The sequence below is a fragment of the Chitinophaga sp. sic0106 genome (genome assembly GCF_019219075.1).
In the GTDB taxonomy this organism is placed as follows: Bacteria; Bacteroidota; Bacteroidia; order Chitinophagales; family Chitinophagaceae; genus Chitinophaga.
Genome location: NZ_JAHUWJ010000006.1, coordinates 229,211 through 249,287 on the forward strand (window position 1 = coordinate 229,211; position 20,077 = coordinate 249,287).

The 20,077-nt window shown below is 49.3% G+C and carries 14 protein-coding genes; 5 read left to right on the forward strand and 9 right to left on the reverse strand.

All coding sequences use genetic code 11. The features are described from left to right. The first annotated feature begins 271 nt into the window (after positions 1–271). The gene (locus KW844_RS11445) at positions 272–3,313 is read left to right on the forward strand and encodes a lantibiotic dehydratase (RefSeq protein ID WP_218376864.1); all 3,042 of its coding nucleotides are present in this window, start codon (positions 272–274) and stop codon (positions 3,311–3,313) included. Positions 3,314–3,348: 35 nt separating this feature from the next. Here KW844_RS11445 and KW844_RS11450 read toward each other — a convergent pair whose 3' ends face one another. Beyond that, the gene (locus KW844_RS11450; RefSeq protein ID WP_218376865.1) at positions 3,349–3,810 is read right to left on the reverse strand and encodes a hypothetical protein; all 462 of its coding nucleotides are present in this window, start codon (positions 3,808–3,810) and stop codon (positions 3,349–3,351) included. Positions 3,811–3,872: 62 nt separating this feature from the next. Between KW844_RS11450 and KW844_RS11455 the strand changes: the two genes are divergently transcribed. Continuing rightward, positions 3,873–5,228, forward strand: coding sequence for a TIGR00341 family protein (locus KW844_RS11455; RefSeq protein ID WP_218376866.1), 1,356 nt, complete (start codon positions 3,873–3,875; stop codon positions 5,226–5,228). 88 nt (positions 5,229–5,316) lie between these two features. Here the strand turns inward: KW844_RS11455 and KW844_RS11460 are convergent, their stop codons facing one another. The 6 genes from KW844_RS11460 to KW844_RS11485 form a co-directional block, all read right to left on the reverse strand. After that, the gene (locus tag KW844_RS11460; RefSeq protein WP_218376867.1) at positions 5,317–6,312 is read right to left on the reverse strand and encodes a c-type cytochrome; all 996 of its coding nucleotides are present in this window, start codon (positions 6,310–6,312) and stop codon (positions 5,317–5,319) included. Positions 6,313–6,333: 21 nt separating this feature from the next. Continuing rightward, entirely contained in the window at positions 6,334–7,758 is a 1,425-nt protein-coding gene (locus tag KW844_RS11465) for an aryl-sulfate sulfotransferase (RefSeq protein WP_218376868.1), read from the reverse strand. Between the two features lie 19 nt (positions 7,759–7,777). After that, positions 7,778–9,307, reverse strand: a complete 1,530-nt coding sequence (locus KW844_RS11470; protein WP_218376869.1) for a RagB/SusD family nutrient uptake outer membrane protein — start codon at positions 9,305–9,307, stop codon at positions 7,778–7,780. A gap of 18 nt (positions 9,308–9,325) precedes the next feature. Beyond that, the gene (locus KW844_RS11475; protein ID WP_218376870.1) at positions 9,326–12,676 is read right to left on the reverse strand and encodes a TonB-dependent receptor; all 3,351 of its coding nucleotides are present in this window, start codon (positions 12,674–12,676) and stop codon (positions 9,326–9,328) included. 105 nt (positions 12,677–12,781) lie between these two features. Next, positions 12,782–13,960: a FecR family protein gene (locus KW844_RS11480; protein WP_218376871.1), complete on the reverse strand. Its 1,179-nt coding sequence runs from the start codon at positions 13,958–13,960 to the stop codon at positions 12,782–12,784. A gap of 53 nt (positions 13,961–14,013) precedes the next feature. Then, positions 14,014–14,613 carry an RNA polymerase sigma-70 factor gene (locus KW844_RS11485; RefSeq protein WP_218376872.1) on the reverse strand — a complete coding sequence of 200 codons (600 nt, stop codon included), beginning with the start codon at positions 14,611–14,613 and terminating at the stop codon, positions 14,014–14,016. 153 nt (positions 14,614–14,766) lie between these two features. On the opposite strand from KW844_RS11485, the gene KW844_RS11490 reads away from it, so the two are divergent. Further along, entirely contained in the window at positions 14,767–15,753 is a 987-nt protein-coding gene (locus tag KW844_RS11490) for a hypothetical protein (RefSeq protein ID WP_218376873.1), read from the forward strand. A 374-nt stretch (positions 15,754–16,127) separates the two neighbouring features. After that, complete coding sequence (locus KW844_RS11495; protein ID WP_218376874.1) at positions 16,128–17,330, forward strand: PAS domain S-box protein; 1,203 nt, start codon at positions 16,128–16,130, stop codon at positions 17,328–17,330. Here KW844_RS11495 and KW844_RS11500 read toward each other — a convergent pair. Together KW844_RS11500 and KW844_RS11505 are read right to left on the reverse strand one after the other, a co-directional pair. Beyond that, positions 17,315–17,725, reverse strand: a complete 411-nt coding sequence (locus KW844_RS11500; protein WP_218376875.1) for a response regulator — start codon at positions 17,723–17,725, stop codon at positions 17,315–17,317. The two genes, KW844_RS11495 and KW844_RS11500, sit on opposite strands and share 16 nt — an antisense overlap. A gap of 100 nt (positions 17,726–17,825) precedes the next feature. After that, positions 17,826–18,872, reverse strand: a complete 1,047-nt coding sequence (locus tag KW844_RS11505) for a glycoside hydrolase family 130 protein (protein WP_218376876.1) — start codon at positions 18,870–18,872, stop codon at positions 17,826–17,828. A 112-nt stretch (positions 18,873–18,984) separates the two neighbouring features. On the opposite strand from KW844_RS11505, the gene KW844_RS11510 reads away from it, so the two are divergent. Continuing rightward, positions 18,985–19,869: a DUF6515 family protein gene (locus tag KW844_RS11510; RefSeq protein WP_218376877.1), complete on the forward strand. Its 885-nt coding sequence runs from the start codon at positions 18,985–18,987 to the stop codon at positions 19,867–19,869. The last annotated feature ends 208 nt before the right edge of the window (positions 19,870–20,077 follow it).

The window sequence follows — 20,077 nt, forward strand, 5'->3', positions numbered from 1 at the left end:
AATATTTGTGTTGTTAAAAAAAAATTATAGCTGACAGGAGATTTTATTTTGAGGATTTTTTTTGATTACAGGTTTTCTTTAAAATTTATTGGCATTACCTAAAAGTAGGAACAAACTGCAATAAACGTAATCCCGGAAAAGCGTGATTTTTGGGTAGATGTTGGAACATGAAATATCCCGGTTTTACGGGATAGGCTGTCAGCGCAATTCATTCTAAATTCATGGACTACACGATATTATAACCATGATTGCCGCTGAGAATTATTTTGCTTTGAGAACACCTATGCTGCCCGTGAGTACCCTCCAACGCCTGCAGCACCTCGACCTACAAATGCTCCCTTCCGCTATCAGGGAAATATTTGCCGATCCGGGATTACAGGAGGCCATTTATATAGCATCGATCGACCTTTACCAGGAAATGCAGCGATGGCGCAGTGGCCAGCCACTGGCAGCCAAAGAAGAGGAGAAACTGACCTTCTCCCTATATCGCTACCTCCTGCGTATGAGCACCCGCTGTACACCATACGGACTGTTTGCCGGCATTACAGCAGGCAGTAGTCACATACATAGTCAGGTACTTTTGGGAGAGGATCAACTGCACCGTAAATACTGCCGCCTCGATATGAACTATGTAGCTGAACTCACCGCGGCTGTTACTACGGTGCCGGCTATACGTGAACAGCTGTTGTACTTTCCAAACAACTCCATCTACCTTTCCGGCAGCCGCTTCCGCTACGCGGCCTATACGCTGCGCAACAAAGTCCGTAACTACTACCTCACCGCAGTAGATAATACCGACTACCTGCGCCAGATACTCCACACCGCCACCAGCGGCGCCACGCTGGAGCAAATACGGCAATGCCTGATCAGCGAAGAAAATGAAATCACCTGGTATGATGCAGATGAATTTGTGCAGGAACTCCTCGCTAACCAGCTGCTGGTGAGTGAGCTGGAACCTACGGTGACAGGAACAGAATTTTTTCACACCCTCATCGCACGCATACAAACCATTCCGGAAGCAGCGGACATCACCGCACAGCTGCAACAAATCGTGCAACTGCTGCAGCAGCCAGGTATGGCAGCATATCAGGAAGTAAACCGCATCGTGAAAAATCTGCTGCCCGACACCAGCAGTAAAGACCTGCTGCAAACAGATCTCTACCTCCACACCACCACCAATCACCTCTCTGAAAAAATTTTGGGCGAACTGGCTGCGCATACCAACGACCTGGCCGTGCTGGCCCGCAGCGGTATCAGCCCCGACCTGGAACAATTCACCAGCGCCTTCTCCGCCCGCTACGAGGAACAGGAAGTGCCGCTCAGTGTCGCCCTCGACGCGGAAGCCGGCATAGGCTACGGCGCACAATCCGGCGGCGATCATACGCCCCTGCTGGATGAACTGCAGCTTCCCGCCACTCCTGAAAAAGGCAGCGTAGCCACGGATAAACTATTAACACTACAGTTGCAGCGATTACGTGAAAACACCACCGAAATAGTGCTCACCAAAGCTGAGCTGGAATCACTTAAATCGGACCGCACGCCCAAACTCCCCGCCAGCGGCTACCTCATGGGAAAACTGCTGGCCCCGGACGCAGCCGCCCTCGACGCTGGCAACTACCGCTTCGAACTCCACGGCTGCAACGGCCCCTCCGCCGCCAACCTCCTGGGGCGCTTCTGCCATGGCGATGCCTTTTTATCCGAACAGGTTAACATCTCCCTGAGAAAAGAAGAAAACCTGAATAACGAGGTGATTTTTGCAGAACTGGTGCACCTGCCGGAATCCCGCACCGGAAATATTTTAATGCGACCACGCCTGCGCCCCTACGAAATTGTATACCTCGCCGCCAGCGAAGCCGGTGAAGACCAGATTCCGGTATCCGACCTGATGGTAAGTATCCGCCAGGGAAAAATCCGCCTCCGCTCCATCCGCCATAATAAATGGGTAGTGCCCCGGATGAGCACCGCCCATAACTACCGCAACGGCCTGCCCATATATAAATTCCTCTGCGAACTGCAATTCCAGGATTATGAACCAGGCTACTCCTGGCAATGGCTGGTGGGAAACGACTTCACCTTTCTGCCCCGCGTAAGCTACGGTAACTTCATCCTGCATAAACGCACCTGGATCTGGCGCAAATCAGAAAATACGTATAACCGTGAGCGTTATAAGGAACATATTCAGGACTTCCGGAAAAAATGGGACCTGCCCCAATATATTGTAATATCTGAAGGAGATAACGACCTGGTCATAGACCTCGACAGCCCCGTAGCCGTGGCCCTCTTAGGGAAAATCATGGACCGCTCGGAACAGGTTATCTTGCAGGAGCTGCTGCAAACACCTGACCAGTGCTGGATTCAAGGACCTAATGGGAGGCATGCCAATGAACTGGTGTTACCGTTCCACAACCTCAGCGCCGCACTGGACATGCCGCCGCTAACCTTGCCCAAAGCGGACATCCAACGCAGCTTCCACACCGGCAGCGAATGGCTGTACGTAAAAATCTATTGTGGCACCCGCACCGCCGAAGATATGCTTAAAGAAGTCATCGCCCCGCTGGTAGCAGACTTGCAGGAAAATCAAATCATACAGGAATGGTTCTTTATCCGCTATACTGATCCGGAACACCACCTGCGCGTACGTTTCCGTAATGCCGACAATCCCGGGTTCTGGCAGGTAACACTGCAACGACTATACGAAATAGCTCATCTCTCAGTAAATAAAAACCTGGTTAGTAAAATTCAAACAGATACCTATATCCGGGAAATAGAGCGCTATGGCAATGATACCATGGCTTTCAGTGAAAGTGTGTTTCACCGCGACAGCCAGTTTGTACTGCAACTCATCCAGCTGCTCGACGATGAAAGCGGGGAGGAGTACCGCTGGAAAATTGGAGTGGTAGGAACAGATCAGCTGCTGGATGCTTTCGGCTTTTCGCTGGAACAAAAAGGCACTTTTATGCAGCAACTGCAACAGCATTTCTTCAAAGAATTTAATGGTAACAAGGCTTTGCAACAACAACTGAATGATAAATACCGGCAGGCCGCACCAGAACTTACCACTATGCTGGCAGGGCAACTGCCGGAGGAAGTAATACAACTATTACAGCAACGGCGTATAGCCCTCACCGATATCATTGGGCAACAGGAACTGCCGGATAAATTCGGGTTATTGTCCAGCTACGTGCATATGTTCCTGAACCGCTTGCTGCTGGCTGCCCAGCGCAAACATGAACTGGTGATCTACCATTTCCTGGACCGTTATTATACGAGTATGCTGGCACGTGCGAAGAAAACAGGGAATGTAATGGTATAAGAAATAAAAAACCCCGGTAGCCCGGGGTTTTGCAATTATGGATTGGCAGATTGTACTGCTTGCAGCATGTCGCCAACATATTTCTGTAATTTGGCCTTATCATCCGGGTCCAGCTTTTCAGCGTCCACTTTTTTGTCGTATTCCTTCTTCAGGTCCTGCAGTTTGTCTGCATACTCAGCCGCCTTTTTGCCACTGTTGGTGTTTACCAGGTCAGAAAGATACTTGTGGAAATCGTTTGCCAGCGAGCGTGCATTGGCCTTTTTAAATTCCGGCATCGCTACCGTAGCCATGGCCGCATTAATGTTAGCCTGAACGGCTGCAGTAGCCGCTTGTACCGCATTAGCATCACTGGCAGCCTGAGCAGCAGCAGCCTTTTCAGCCGATTCGATTGCCTCGCCGGCTTTCTCCTCTGCCTTTTTCTCGTCATGCTTTTGAGGGTTCTGGCAGGCCACTGCAAAAGCCATCAGTACTGCCAGACTTAAAACAACTTTTTTCATAACAAATGGATTTTTGTGTGTATTAGCTCAAACACATTAGGGGTCTATTTGGTTTAATAGATATGCTGAACGAACCCATTGAACATAAATCACCGGAAGGCCGGTTTTGGCGCAAAGCCAGGATATTGCTGGATAAGCATTTTAACCTCCGGGTGGAAATGGCAGATGAGCAGGAAGTGATATCCTCCGTTCGTAAAAACTCAGAATTCAGAGGGGCTAATTTATGGACCCTGATTTTTGCAATTTTTATCGCTTCCATTGGCCTGAATATAAATAGTCCTGTAGTGATCATAGGCGCCATGCTGATTTCACCCCTCATGGGGCCTGTGATGGGTATCGGGGTTGGGCTCGCTATTACTGATTTTGGCCTGATGAAAAAAGGCGGCAGAAACCTGCTACGCGCCAGCCTTATTTCAGTTATCACCTCCGCCCTCTACTTTTGGTTAACACCCCTGCATGAAGCCCAATCGGAGTTGCTGGCGCGTACCATGCCTGCCACCTGGGACGTACTGGTGGCCTTTTTTGGTGGACTGGCCGGTATTGTTGGAGCTACCCGCAAGGAAAAATCCAATGTGATCGCAGGAGTAGCTATCGCCACAGCACTCATGCCGCCCTTGTGTACCGCGGGTTTCGGCATCGCCACAGCGAACTGGTATTTTGTGATGGGCGCGTTTTACCTGTATTTTATCAATTGCGTTTTTATCTGCCTTAGCACTTATCTGATGATACGCTATTTGCGCTTTCAGCAGCGCCGCTATGAAGATGTTGACTATAAACGAAAAGTCCGGCGTTACATCCTGTTTATCACGCTCATTACCCTGGTGCCCAGTATCTACCTAAGTTTCCGCATTGTGAAAGAAAGCATTTTTGAAAGTAATGCCCGCCGGTTTGTAAATGATAATTTCCATTTTGCATCCACGCAGATCCTGCATAGAGAATTTACCTATAACATGGAAGGGAGTAAAATTGATTTATTATTAATAGGGGAGAAGCTGAGCGACTCGACCGTTAAAGTGCTTCGTTCCAGGTTAACCCAATACCGGTTGGATAATACGGATTTAATACTGCGTCAGGGAATCAAAAATCAGGAGAACCTTGATTTCAGCCAGGTAAAAGCCAGTATCCTTGCAGATATCAATGCCGCCGAACCTACACCGGTTATCGTAACGGTTACCGAAAAGAAAACCCCGGATCTCTCCAAAGAATTATATGCTTTAAACAATAATATCGTCTACTATGCTGCGGCTGATATGCCATTTACTGCTACCGGCAACAACAAGCCAGATACAACGATGGTGGTGGTGTTAGGGGTAAAGCAACGGATCAGTAATGCAGAACGGAAACGGCTGTACGATTGGTTGAAGCAGCGGCTGGAACAGGATAGTATTAATTTAATATTGCAGGAGCAGAAAAAATAAGCGATTGATCCGCTCTGTAGAGACGGGCTGCGCCCGTCTCTCAAACGCGAGGAGACGGGCGCAGCCCGTCTCTACAAAAATAGGAAACCTACAAAGAGTACTTCCAGCCCTTTTCTTTCCAATACCCGATAATAGGCTTAAACGGCCCATATTTATGCTGGTACGCGCTAAACGTATCGGCAAATGGTCCCAGATCATAGTCAATTGCTTTTTCATTGATATGCGGATAATCGAAGCTCTTCGGATTAGGCCGCGCATGCAGGGCATCATTGTTCACAAAGGCTGCAATGTCCAGCGCATCCGCATCTGAGAGGAAGGTGCCTTTATCCGTTTTATCATAAGGCATATTATTTTTGAGCCACTCCGCCTGTTTCACCACCCGGTGCATACTGGAACCCGGCTGATAGGATTCCTTGCCCCAGAGTGGCGGATATGTATAGGCAGTACCTTCCGGATTGAGCTGACCTGCACCATCCTTGCCGTGGCAGCGTTCACAATGCTGCACAAACAGCTCTGCGCCATGTACCGGGTTGGCCGCTACATCCGGCAGTTCCAGCTTGCGGTTATGCTGCCCTTTTATGGCCTTGTCCTTCGGCGCATAGGTGTTGATCCATTTCAGGTACGCCAGGTAGGCGACCATCTCCTTACTGTCCAGCGGCAGTGGTTTGCCATTATGCGGCCGGGTAACACAGTTGTTTACCCGCTCTGCCAGCGTAAGTACTTTGCCTTCGCGGGCGCGGTACTGCGGATAGTTATCGTGGGAAGCCAGCAGGTTGAATGAAAACTGCTTGGTGCCGCCATCCTGGTGGCAGTTGGTACAGCTCATCAGGTTGCCCGTAAATTGCCCGGCACTGCCCTTAGGGCCGATGTACCTGGCAGTATTCATCATCAGCTCACGACCGTATTTTACCAGTTCCCCAAATTTATCATCCGGAATATTTTTCAGGTCAATGGTGACGGCAATTTCCTTTGGTGCCTCCGGTGTTGTATCGGTTGCTTTCCCTTCTACCTTGGAACCGCAGGAAGTAGCTACTGCCGCTACTCCCAGGCCAAGCACGCCCATCACGGTGAAAATTCTTTTCATCTTATAAGATTTCAGGCTGTATTAATAGCCAGGTTGATTGATAAATGGTTGTACCCTGTCAGCCGCAATAAAGTTGGCCCTGTACGACGACATGCCCGTTTTGAGCAGCCAAAGGAAGCGGCCTTCGAGGTTGGTCAGTAATACGGAATTGCGTTTAGTCGCACACGTGAGTAAGGTGCTGTCAGTTACCTGGTAGCTGCTGCCCATACGCTCGTTGTAAAATTCCGGTGGTAACACGGTATTGTTTACCAGACTTGCCTGCTGCCCGTCGATGGCAAACGTAAGCGTGCGGGAAGTTTTTTTACTCACCCCGTTGTCAAAGAAGGTAAGGTGGCCTTCCTGATCAAAATGAATGCCGTGGGCCTGATCAAAATAGGCGCTGTCCGGAATCGGGAAGCTACCGTCTTTACCCAATGTCCACAAGCGTTTACCGGTTTTGCTGTCTATCTTCCAGATTTGCCCGTTGTTATAAAATGATACCAGGTAGTTACCATCTTTATCTATCGTGATACAATTGGCATGCATCCAGTCGCCTTTCTCTTTCAGGATATTTTTTTCTTTCAGCGGGTCCAGTTCATCAAACACGGTCCATTTCCAGACCTGTTTGCCTTGGCGGTCCAGCACCAGGATGCCATCGCCTTTGATGGTATCGGCATTGCTGCCACCAATACTGCTAAGATCCATCACACGTTCCTCTACACAGAGTGTAACCAGGTGGTCTTTCTCTTCCAGGATTTCGTGGTGAATAGTTTGTTTAAAGTCTCCCTGACCCTTTTTCAGACATAACAAGGTATCACCGGTGAGCGAAACTTCCAGTATCTGATCGCCATAGCTGGTTTCATAACCCGCGCCGCCCAGGAGGCCCAGCACGGTGTTATTGGCAGTGAACCGTGCTACTTTATAGCCGGCATTGTGCACCTGGTGGTACCATACAATTTTACCGCGGGCGTTTACCATGCATACATAGCCCGGATCTTCCCGCTGGGTAAGCAGTACATAGCCTTTGGCAAATGTTGCCGGTAACACAGAACTATCGGGACACACTACACGAAATATATCTTTCATCCACACAGGAATGTCGTTCGTCGTGAATTCATAAACCTTACTGGCCTTCAGGTCATTGCCATGGCCGGTAAGAATCCTGTATTCATATTTCGTAGCTGCTTCCACGTTAGTTAGCACGATCATATGCACTGTTTTGCCAGTGGATAGTGGCGTAGTGGTCTTTTGGTCCTCATGACCCTGTGGCCAGTATTCTACGGCAGCATCGTTTTCTTCGCGACAGGTCACCTTGGTAGCTACTTTCAGGGCGTTGGCCCCAACGGGCAACACCATGATTTCTTGTACATCTGTGCTGTAGCGACTGCACGACTGACCGGCGAGCAACAGCAGGGCTGCCGCTAAAAATAGCGGCAGCCTGTGTTGTATGTTATTCCATTTTATCATACCCAGAAAAATACATTTTTTACTGGCGTCTGTCACCATTGCTGAGTTTTTTGTTGATATCCGTTTGTGCCTGCGGATAAGAGAAATACTTATCTCTCGGCATCTGGATGGTAGGCGTGAGCTTAGCTGCCTGGAGGTAAGTATTCACCACGCTTTCATATTTGCCCATGCGGATCAGGTCCTGGCGGCGTTTGCACTCAAAGAAGAACTCCCAGCCACGCTCCTGCAAAATGGCATCGCGAAGTGTTTCACGGGTGAAAGTGCCGGCAGCACCCAGCTGTGGCGCTTTTGAACGTCCTTTCACGCGGTTGATCAGATCCACTGCTTCCTGTGTAGGGCCGGAAACTTCGTTGATGATTTCAGCGCGACTCAGTAAAATATCCGCATAGCGCAGGATCGGGAATACGTGCCCGTCATAGTAAGTGGTGGAACCATTGGGATCAGCGAATTTCTTGGTCGCTACATCCGGCATGTAGAATTCACCTGCTGGCGGATTGGTAGCACCCGGAGGGCCTTGTTTGTAATGCAGGCCATCGCTGCCTTCATAGTCGTAATAGAACAACTGTTTGCGCTCATCGGCGTCATTGAAGGTATTCCAGAAGTACCAGGTTACGGCAAAGTATTGCCAGCGGTCTGTTACAGACGGATGGTTCAGCGGACCAAAGTGGTTCAGTATTTCCACGGCATCCGTCAGCGGATCTGCCAGCGCAGAGAAAATGCTTTCCTGGTTCCATTTATTTTTTTCGGCAAACAAGCCGGCATAAGAAGGATAGAGGTCGTAGCCCAGGCCCATTACCTGCTGGGTCAGCGGCAGGGCTTTGTCCCACTGGTGCTCACGCATGTAGAGCTTTGTGAGCAGGGATAAAGCTGCTCCTTTGGTAGCGCGACCAATATCATTGGTATTATACACTGCATTGCCTACGTAATTAACCGGCAGATTAGCGGAGGCAAATTCCAGGTCCTTTATGATCAGTTGGTTTACCTGCTCCACGGGAACGGGCTGCATCTGGTCAAAGTAAGTCGGGTTTTCCTGGTTTTGTGCCACTGTTGAATCAGTCACCAGTATCACCGGACCAAAAGCATCGGTCAGATCCACATATCCCAGCGCACGTAGGAACCGGAGTTCCGCGGTGAACTGTGTTTTTTGTGCATCTGTAATACTGGTCATTTTGGAGATGTTATAGAGCGCGATGTTAGCGTCGGTTACCAGTTTGTACTGGTGCTGCCACGCGAAGGCCAGGTAAGTATTGGCAGGTGCCCACTGGCATTCAGACATCAGGCCTACATCGCCACCGGAACTGGCATGGCCGATGTCGGTGGTGAGGTCAGAAATAGTTACCTGGAAACCGGCGTAGTACATCCAGGCATCCGAGCGGCCACTTGGTTGTTTTAAACGCGAGTACACCCCGTTTACAGCGGCTTTGGCATCACTCAGCGTAAGAAAGGCGTTGCTGCCGGTAAGGAAGCTGTATACTTTCGGATCTTCCAGTTTGCTACAGGACGCAGCGCCCAGCATCATTGCAGCAAGTGCGATATATCTAAATTTCATTCTTCTAAAGATTACAGGTTAAAAATTCGCTTTCAGCCCCACAGTGTATGTACGGTAAGCAGGGAAGGCGGTGTAGTCCAATCCTGAGCTCAGGTTGGCAGTAGCGCCGCTGCTGTTCATATTACTGTTTACCTCAGGATCACTGCCGGAATAGCCGGTGATGGTAAACAGGTTCTGCACCGAAGCATACACCCTGAGTCCTTGCATCGCTTTCAGGAAAGTATTTTTAACCGGGATGTTATAACCCAGTGTCACCATTTTCACACGCAGGTAAGAGGCATTTTCCACAAAGCGGGAATTCATCAAACCGCCGTAAGCAATGGCATAACCATCTCTCGGAATATCGGTGTTCTCGTTGGTGGTTGTCCATCTGTTAAGTGCGGCTGAACCCGGACCTGACTCCAGCACCAGTGCAGTACCGTTATACAGGCTGTAGTCCAGTGCGCCCTGCAGGAAAATGTTCAGGTCGAAATTGCCAATGTGGAAGTCGTTGTTCAAACCATAGATGTAATGCGGGTTGGCGTGACCCAGGTAGGTACGGTCGTTCGCATCAATTTTACCATCTGGCTTGCCATCCGGACCGCTGATATCTTTGAATTTAGGATCACCTGGTTTGGAGCTCGGCTGTGCTGAATGATCTTCTCCGGTTTTGATGACACCGTCATATACATAACCGTAGAAAGTACTCAGTTCCTGGCCTGGCGCCAGTTTGGTGAAGTCCATACCACGACCGCCATACAGGTTAGCCGTTTGTGTGATGATGTATGGTTGTCCGCCCAGGTTGATCACTTTCTGCTTGTTGTAGGCAATGTTGAAAGTGGTATTCCAGGTGAAGTTTTTACGGTTGATGTTTTCGGTGTTGATACCCAGTTCCACACCCTGGTTCTGTAACTCGCCGGTGTTAACGGTGATGGTTTGGAAACCATTCCAGTCGCCGATTGGCAGGTCATAGATCAGGTCCTTGGTGGTTTTCTTGTAGTAGTCGAGTGTAACACTTACTTTATCCTGGAAGAAGCCCATGTCGATACCCAGGTCCAGCTGCGCGAGGGATTCCCATTGCAGGTTAGGATTGGATAAACGGGTAGCCACCACGCCACCGTAGCTGTCGCTTCCCTCACCCAACGATACGTTGGTGGGGCCGAAGGTAGACATATAGATATAGCTGCCGATACGGTCGTTACCGGTTTTACCGTAGCCACCACGTACTTTCAGGTTAGAAAACACGTTCAGGTTTTTGATAAATTCTTCATCGGAAGCTCTCCAGGCGAGGGAGAAAGACGGGAAGTAACCGAAGCGGTTGTTGGTACCAAAGGCCTGTGAGCCATCGCGGCGGAAAGTAGCTGTCAGCAGGTACTTGTCCATCAAAGTATAGTTCAGGCGTCCGTAGGCAGAAGCCAGCTTGTTAGGAATTTTCTGGCTGGTGCTCTGTATTCTTTCGGTACCTGCTTCCAGGTTGTTATACAGGTAGGCGTCGGTACTGAAGTTTTGTACCAGGCTGTAATGGCGCTGGCTCAGATCCGATTGGTAGGAAGCACCTGCCACCACGTTGATGGAGTGGATCTTATTAAAGATTTTTCTGTAAGTGAAATAACCTTCGATCAGTTGTCTGGATGTTTGCGCATCCAGCAGACTGGCTTTACCTCTTACTTTTTCACCGTCTACCAGGTCGCGTGGCAGGTAGGTACCTTCTTTGGTATTGAGTCTTTCCGTTCCTCCGTTCACGCGAAAGTTCAGGCCTTCTATGATTTCGTAATCGAGGTAGGCGTTGAGGTTTACTTTATCTTCGAAGCGGTCGTTGGTAGGTGCCATGAGCCATGCCAGCGGATTATCCTTACCACGGTAACGGGCATACGTACCATCGTCGTTATATACCGGGAGGGCCGGAGAGGCGGTGAGTACGCCGTACATGACGTTACTTGGAACGATGTTACCGTCGTAGGTTTTGAAATTCGTATAGGCGTGGGAGAGATACACGTTGGCTCCTGCCTTGAATTTTTTGGATACCTGCTTGTCGTAGTTTACACGGGCAGAGTAGCGGCTGTAGCTGGTGTTTTTCAGCGCACCGTCCTGCTGGAAGTAGTTGCCTGACAAAGCGATGCGGTCTGTTGCGTTACCGCTGGAGATGCTCAGGTTATGGCTTTGCACCAGGCCCGGGCGGGTAGCGAGTTTGAACCAGTCGTTATCGCGGCCGCTGGCAAGGTCAGTAGCCGTATAGTAGTCCGGCTGACCTTTTTCATTGGCTTTGGCGTTGGTTACTTTCATGTTATCCAGTCCGTTCATTTTATCATACTCTTTCAGGATGCGTTGGGAGCCCACGTAGCCATCATAGGTTACGGAAGTTCTTCCGTTTTTACCACGTTTGGTGGTGATCATGATGATGCCGTTGGCGCCGCGTGCACCGTAGATAGCGGCAGAGGAGGCGTCTTTAAGGATTTGGATATCTTCGATATCGTTCGGATTGATATCTTTACCGGTTTCGGTAATGAAACCATCAACCACGTAGAGCGGTTCGTTGGTGGATTTGATGGAGTTACCGCCGCGTACGCGTACGGCGGTGGTACCACCGGGTGCGGCGTTGGTTTGACTCACCTGTACACCTGCTGCGCGGCCCTGGATGGCCTGTGCGGCGTTGCTGGTAATACCGCCGATGTTCATCTGGTCATTGTTGATGGAGCTGACGGAACCGGTGAGGTCTTTCTTTTTAGCGGTACCGTAGCCGACTACAATCACATCGGAGAGGTGTGACACATCGCTTTCCAATGTTACTTTCAGTTTGGTATTCTTACCGTCAAATTTTATGGTGGTGGTTTTAAAGCCTACCATGTGAAACTCCAGTGTTTCGCCTTCGTTGGCGCGAATGGTAAAGGAGCCGTCAGGCTGGGTGATGGATCCTGTTTTGCTGCCTTTCACGGTGATGGTAACGCCTGGCATGGGTTCGCCCTTGTCGTTGGTGACCACGCCATGAATTTCCACCGGAGGGGGAGGCGTTGCTGCCGGCTGCATCATCGGTTTGGTTTTGATGATGATGGCTCCGTTTTCGATAGAGTAGGTCAGCGGCTGGTTGCGTAATAAGATGTTCAGCGCTTCTGTTACAGGCACATTGTTCACTACCAGGGAGGCTTTGCTGCTTTTTTCCAGGAGGTGCTCATCCGCGAGGATGTTGAGGCCTGTTTGCTTGCTGATTTCCCTGAATACATCTTTGGTGGAGGCATCTCTTAATGCCATGCTCACTACCTGTGCAGGTTTTCTGGCGCTTGCCTGCATCCCGGAGGCCAGGCATAGCAGGGCCAGTAGCTTACTGACCTTCAGGTGTTTGGTTGAACGCCGGTCTTGTCCGGACCGGGTGCAGGCAATAGAACTTGATTGCATACTTCTGCGAATTTTGATTTAGATATGTGGTTAGTTTTGCGATGCTTTCGCGGTCTTACAGTTCACTGTTTTGGCTGATATGACTATGTATTATTCTTCCTGTTCCTATGTATGTTGCACGATTAATTTGTTTCCTTCGAGTCTGAATAGGATATCGTTGGCATTCAGCATGCGCAGCACGCTTTTCAGGCTACTGTTGCGGTTGATGATACCAAAGAATTTGCGGTTATTTACCTTTTCTTCGTACACGATTTCTACATTATACCATTGTGCAAATTGTTGTAGTACTTCTGTCAGCGGTGTATTTTCAAACTGGAAGAATCCTTCTTTCCAGGCGGTGATACTGCTGATATTGACGTTGGTTTGTTTGGTCTGGCTGCCGTTGGCGCTTACCTGTGATTGCTCTCCGGGTGCCAGCAGCAGGGAGCCGGAGGGGCTGTTTACTTTTATGGCGCCGCTCACGAGTGTGGTGTTGGTGGTGGCTGCTGCCGTGTAGGCGTTTACGTTAAGGTTGGTGCCCAGTACGTCGATGGCAATTTTGCCGGTGGTAATGCGAAATGCCTGGTTGGCATTGGCGGCCACTTCAAAGTAGGCTTCCCCGGTGAGTTCCACTAGTCGCTCCCTGCCAGGAAAGGCGCTGGGGAAGCGGATGGAGGAGGCAGCGTTGAGCCATACTTTAGTACCATCGGCGAGGGTGAGCGTGTATGTTTCGCCTGCGGCGGTAGTAAGTGTGTTGTATACCGGTGGCTGGTTGCCGTTGTCGTCGTAGGTAAGTTCACCGTTGCGGTTGCGGATGGCGCTGCCGCCCTGGCTGGCCAGCAGTTGGTTGCCGGCGCTGTCCAGTATTATTTTTTCCCCGTTTGCCAGTGTTAATACAGCTTTATTTTTTCCGGGGGAGATGTCATGGTCCTCCTGCTGTATGGCTTTGGTAATGGCAGGTTTTTTCTCTGAGAGCAGGTACTTTCCGGCAGGTACGGCGATGGCGGCCAGCACAGCGGCTGCTGCCAGGTAGTGCCATTTTCCGCGGCTGCGCAGCGAAATAATGGTGGGTGGTGGTTGTATGTGAGTGAGCAGGGCCTGGCGGACCCTGTCGCCCGGGCCACTTACATCTGCATCCGGTGTTGCCTGGTCAAAGGCGGCCTGAATTTCTGTGAGCAGCAAGCGGTCCGCCTCTGGTAAACAGAGGTAGTCCAGGAGCTCCAGTGCCTCATGGGGACTACATTTCCGCTGTTGCCAGCGTTGCAGTAATAGTCGGTAATATTCATTGTTCTTTCCTGTCGGCATACTATATACTATCCTGAAATTTTGCCGGAGGGTGGTTCTCCGCTAAAAAAAAGTCAGAATTTTTTTTGGTTGATGAGCACATCTGTCCAGAAAAGGAGGAACAGTGCGCCGTCTGCATGCTCGTAAAAAAATGATTGTATGCTCTTCAAAGCCAGTACCATGTGCTCTTTCACGGTGTTTTTCGAAATGCCTAGCGTAGCTGCTACTTCCTCGTATGATTTGCTCTCTTCGCGGCAGAGTTTAAATACCCGTTGCCGTTGTGGCGGTAGCCGGGTGATGGCGGTATGCAGCAGCTGCTCGTACTCTTTCCAGAGCAGGCGGGTGTCTGCATCGTCCGTTTGCCGGTGAAGTTCCCGCATCACCTGGTGACGCAGCGCCTCATCTGCCGCTATTTTCTTCATTAACTTAAATACATGATTCCTTGCGATCCGATAAAGATATCCCCTGAAAGACTGGGCAGGATCTATCCGCTCCCTTACCTCCCAGATCTTTACAAATACTTCCTGTAAAGCATCTTCGGCAAGTTGGGGAACAGCGATAAAACGCAGGATGTAAGTATACAGCGAAGGATAATGTTGGTTGTAAATGGCTATAAAAGCCTCCTGATTCCCCTGCCGCAGATCCTGTAATAGAATAGCCTCATCATTGCTCACTGGATCACGATTTAATACTAAAATACGGATTTGAGGGTAAAATCAAGCTGATTTTTAGATATTGTGTATAATAATATATGTTTTGTTGCTTGTTTCGCGGTTACCTTCCATGCTAAAGGCCTGGAAGGTAAAAAAAATTATAATTTCGCGCCCATGAGAAAAACAAAATGGAAAATTGGCGATACCCTCATCCAGGTATTTCCTAATCGAGCCTATTTGCTATCCGGCATTCTTGTACTGTTCATCCTTGGCGTCATCTGGACCTATATAGCCAAGGGTTCCCCCGCGCTGATGGCCTCCCTGGCACAAGGCTATGTGTTTGTATTAATTGTGGCCGGCTTCTTTTTTGCCAATGCTGCCACCGTCTATGTGTTTGATGCAAACGCCAAAAAGGTTACCAGTAAATGGGCAGGGATACTGACCCTGAAAACGATTTCTTTCGATGACATTGCAGTCATCGATGCGGTGACGGGTACCTATGGCCTCACGTATGCGATCTTCAAAAAAAGCAACCGTCATGGAAAAGGTATCCGTATCTCTTCCTACTACAAAGGATTCGATGACAAAACAGCCATCAGCTTTGAAGCTGAGCTGCTGCCGGCCCTTGCAAAGATGGTATTTGGTAATCAGCCGGCCACCAGTGCGCAGCCGGTACCCATCGGCACATTCGAATTTTATAAACCGGAAGGGGAGGTCTACCTCATGAAGCAGAACAAAATCTTCACTGCTGTAATCATGCTCGTCTGCCTGGTATGGTGGTATTACGCTTTCACTACGCCTGGCTATGCCCCCGGCAGGTCGCCCGTTCGTGAATTCATTGCGGTATGGTTTCCCCTGGTACTGGCCCTGGTATTTGCATTCATGCTCACCAGCAGCTGGCAGTTCGATAAGCAACGCCGTGTCATCGTTAGTAAATCGCTCGGTGGCTTAACGAAAAAGGAAATTAACTTCGACGATTTCGTGCGTTATAATATCGTTCGCAGATCCACCAATTTTATTTATACCGGTACCTCCGTTAACCTGGTATTCAATACCGCTGACGGTAAACAGCGGGAATTTGCCATCCGCACCTTCATGAATACTAATAAAATTCAGCGCTTCCTTGATGAAACAGCCGAGATCATGGGTGTTAAAGGTTAATCATATCTCTTACCATATTCTTAAAAAAACCAGGGCCCCATTGGGCCCTTTTTTTGTGCCACCGGCTATTTAAAATACAATAGGCGCCAGTACTCAGCTGCGCCATTAAAAGTTCCATGCGGGCAGGTGCCATTTGCCACAACTCAGCCGCGGGACTTAAGTAAGTGTGTATGATATTGGACACTCTGTACTTTAATTCTCCCCGATAAAAATTCGTATAGTGGTAAATGTGAATGTAATTTATTGATAACCAGTGATTAAAATAATAGATGTTGTCAGGTATAATTGTTGTTACCCTGACAGTTGTATATGTAGTGTGTTGAAAAAACTGTTCATACATGGAATCAGACAGATCAAAGGAGAAAATAGCAACAATGTCCCCAATAGAAAATATCACACCACCATCTCCTGAGTTTTCCGAACCCGTGGCACAGGTGAATGAAAATGCCAACCAGCCTGACGTAAAGTCCACAGAGCGCCGTTATCAGAAAATGATTGATGAAGTGGAAGACTATGCCATCATTATGTTGGACGTAAATGGTATTATCCAGAACTGGAATAAGGGTGCACAGAAAATTAAAGGCTATACGGAGGAAGAGATCATCGGGAAACATTTCAGTATCTTCTACCCGAAAGAGGATCAACAGCGCGGCCTCCCTGAAAAACTGATTGGGCAGGCAGCCGCAGAGGGAAAAGCCATTCATGAGGGCTGGCGTGTGCGAAAAGATGGAAGCAGCTTCTGGGGAAGCGTGGTTATCACCGCCATGCATGATAACGACGGGAGCATTATCGGTTTCTCCAAAGTTACCCGCGACCTCACCGAAAGAAAATTAGCAGAGCAACAAATACTTAAATATACCCAGCAGCTGGAATCGCAGAATAAGGAACTGCAGAAGTTTGCCTTTGCGGCCGCCCATGATATGAAGGAGCCACTGCGCAAAATTCAGTTGTATAACAGCATGGTGCTGGAAGCAGAGGAGCTGTTGCTCAGCGCGCGACAGAAGGATTACCTGCTACGTGCTGCGGATGCCGCCAAACGTATGCAGGGCCTTATTGATGATATGCTCTCTTTTACAAAAGTATCTGAGCAGTCTATTGCATTTGAAAACGTGAATCTACAGGATGTAGTGGAAGAACTAACCACTTTTTTTGCGGAAACATTGGAGGATACAGGTGGTAAAATTATAGCTACCAATCTGCCAGGCATGTACGGGATTCCTTTTCAGGTACGCCAGCTATTGGAAAACCTCATCGGTAACTCGCTGAAATACCACCGCAAGGGAGTACCGCCGGAAATTGTGGTCACTGCAGGAGTCGAGTCCATTCTCAACCCATCCACCGGCCGCCAGGAAAACATACTGTTACTAACGGTGGCGGATAATGGAATTGGCTTTGACCAGCATTATGCCATGAAAATTTTCGAAATGTTCGAACGCCTGCATACCAGGGATGAGTATCCGGGTACAGGTATAGGATTGGCCATCTGCCGTAAAATCGTGGAAAATCACAGAGGCACGATCCAGGCCACCAGCCAGCCGGGCGAAGGCGCAGTGTTCAATATTTATCTGCCAGCGTAGGCATAGCATAACGCCAGTACTTCACTGGCAATATCCTCCAATCCGGCTATGTTAACCGGCTTCACAAAATATCTGACCGCACCTGCTGCCATGCATCGGTTGATATGCATCTTTTCCTCAGAAGTACTCCATACCACTTTAGGAATATTACTATACAGCCCTAGTTGCTGCATTTTTTCCAGCACCTCGCCGGCTGTCATCATAGGCATTTTATAATCCAGCATGATCACGCAGGGTAGGTCTTTAGTGCTACAGGCCGTTAGATAATCCAACACCTGTTTGCCGTTTTGAACACAATCAATGCTAACATCGCTATCTATAACCTCCAGCATCTCCTTTATAAATGCCCTGTCGTCCTGATCGTCGTCAGCGAGGAGTATTTTCTTCTTAATCATAGATTGAGTCAGGATAATAATTATCTGGCTAAAATAGTACAAATACGAAGAACTGTCAATAGGCTGTTTTGTTTTTGTGGGCCCTTTCGGGTAGCAGCTATTAACCCAATAACCCTAATATCTCCCGGATAGAAAAATTAGCGCCGCACACGTATTCATCAGCGGCACCATAATAAATCGTGAGCTCATCACCGTTTACCAGGTGCCCATTCGTAAATACCACATGCCCGAAGAAACCAGTGAGCTCATAAGGCTCCAGCGGTTCCATAATGGGCTCCTCTGTGCGCGCCAGCACTTTGGAGGGTTGATGTATATCCAGCAGGGCTGCACCCAGGCAATACCGGTGTGCGGTGTTGGCCCCGTGGTAAATCATCAGCCAGCCCTTGTCGGTCCGGATGGGTGCTGCGCCTGCACCTACGCGGGCGCTGTCCCATTTGCCGGGCCTGGACTTCAGCAGGCAGCGATGATCGCCCCAGTGCAGTCCGTCGGGAGAGGAAGCCAGCCAGATGTAATTGCCACCCAGGGCTACACTGCTGGGCCGGTGAAAGGCATAGTACATACCATGTATCAGTTCCTCAAACAGGGCGCAGTCTTTATTATGAGGGGGGATGATCATGCCGTGGCTCTGAAATTCCTGGAAGTTCTGCGTGGTTTTCAGGCCAACTCCCACGCCGTTTTCTGAAACAGCCGTATAGGTGAGATAATAGCAGTCACCCAGCTTGCTCACCCGGCAGTCCTCCACCCCAAAGGCCTCCAGGGTGCCCTTGCCGAATATCGGCGGGTACGCGGGGGCTTCCCTGAAATGTATACCATCTTCACTGGAAAAAAAACGTAAATGGGAAAGGGTGGTGAGGAAATCAGCTCCCTGGTAGTTGATTACCCGGGCATCGGTGGCTATCAGGTCCGGATCATCGAGCCTGATCTGCCGGATGGTCATGCTCCCATCAGCGTTTAGCACCGGAAAAGAGAGGTATACATCCGATTGCTCCGGCCGCTCCGCCACCCGTACCAGCAGCCAGGTCTTACGGTCGTAGCTGAATACCCCAGGATTGAGCAGGCAGGCCACCTTTACACCTTCTTTGCTGGGAGTGAGGTCGGTAGGCATCAACAGCGGATTTTCGGGAAAACGACGGGCTATATCACTCATAAATATCAATTTCAGCTTTACTATTTGTAACAATTTCCATGCGATAATTGTAATAACTGATACAGCATTTTTTCCTGAGCATAAACTATTTACTCACTTCAAAAGCACAAATATGAATCTGCTTTTTGGAACAAGTCTACGTTGCGTATGCCTGGCCACGTTTTTACTCATCGCTGAGGACGCTATTTCACAACATCGCGGCGGCGGAAGGGGTGGAGGCCATGCGCCGGCCCAACGGCGACAAGCTGCGCCTGCCCGTCAGCCTGCACGCCAGAATAATCCGCAGCGCCGTCAACCTGCTCAGCAACATAACGCCCCCAACCGTAATATCAACAACGACAGGAATCGCGCCGTTAACAGCGGAAATCGCACCATCAACAATCAGCACAATCTGAGTAATAATAACATTCACAATCGTAATGTACATGTTGACAACCGCCACGTAAATAATGTGAATGTGAACCGCAACAACGTAAATGTACACCGCAACGTAAATGTGGTGGTGCCTCCGCGCAGGGTATACCCCGGCCGTTATCATTACTATTACCATCCGTACCGCCCATATGTAGGCTGGGGACCAGCGTGGCATCCGGTAGGTTTCTTCCTTGCTACCCTGACAGCCACGGCTATCGTAGTATCGGTTAATAACGCCAAGTATCACTATGACCAGGGTGTATATTATACACAGTCCTCTGCCGGCTATACCGCAGTACCAGCACCGGTGGGAGCAGTAGTAACCACCTTGCCCAGCGGCTATACTACCGTGAATGTTTCGGGATCACCTTACTACTATTATGGCGGGGCCTTTTATACAAGAGGAGGGTCTTCCTATACAGTAGTAAATCCACCGGTAGGAGCTATTATCACCAATGTGCCTTCAGGTGCACAGGAAGTGGAATATAGTGGTCAGAAATATGTAGTGTATAACGGCACCTACTATCAGCCCATCAACAACAATGGGCAGCAGTCATATGAAGTAGTTAATTGGGATGAATAACAATTCCCGAATTTGAAAATCATTTTCCCGATATGATACAGTGGGTTGAATGTCAAAGGATTAATATTGCAGCAGGAATTAAGTACAAGTAATTAACAAGTTGCCCTTATGAAGACCCTTTGAATTTCATCCGGTGTGCCCCATAAGCATGCATCTAATCCGTTCATCTTATTTTGCTGCCCCAATCCATTGAAGGTTCTGTTGCACC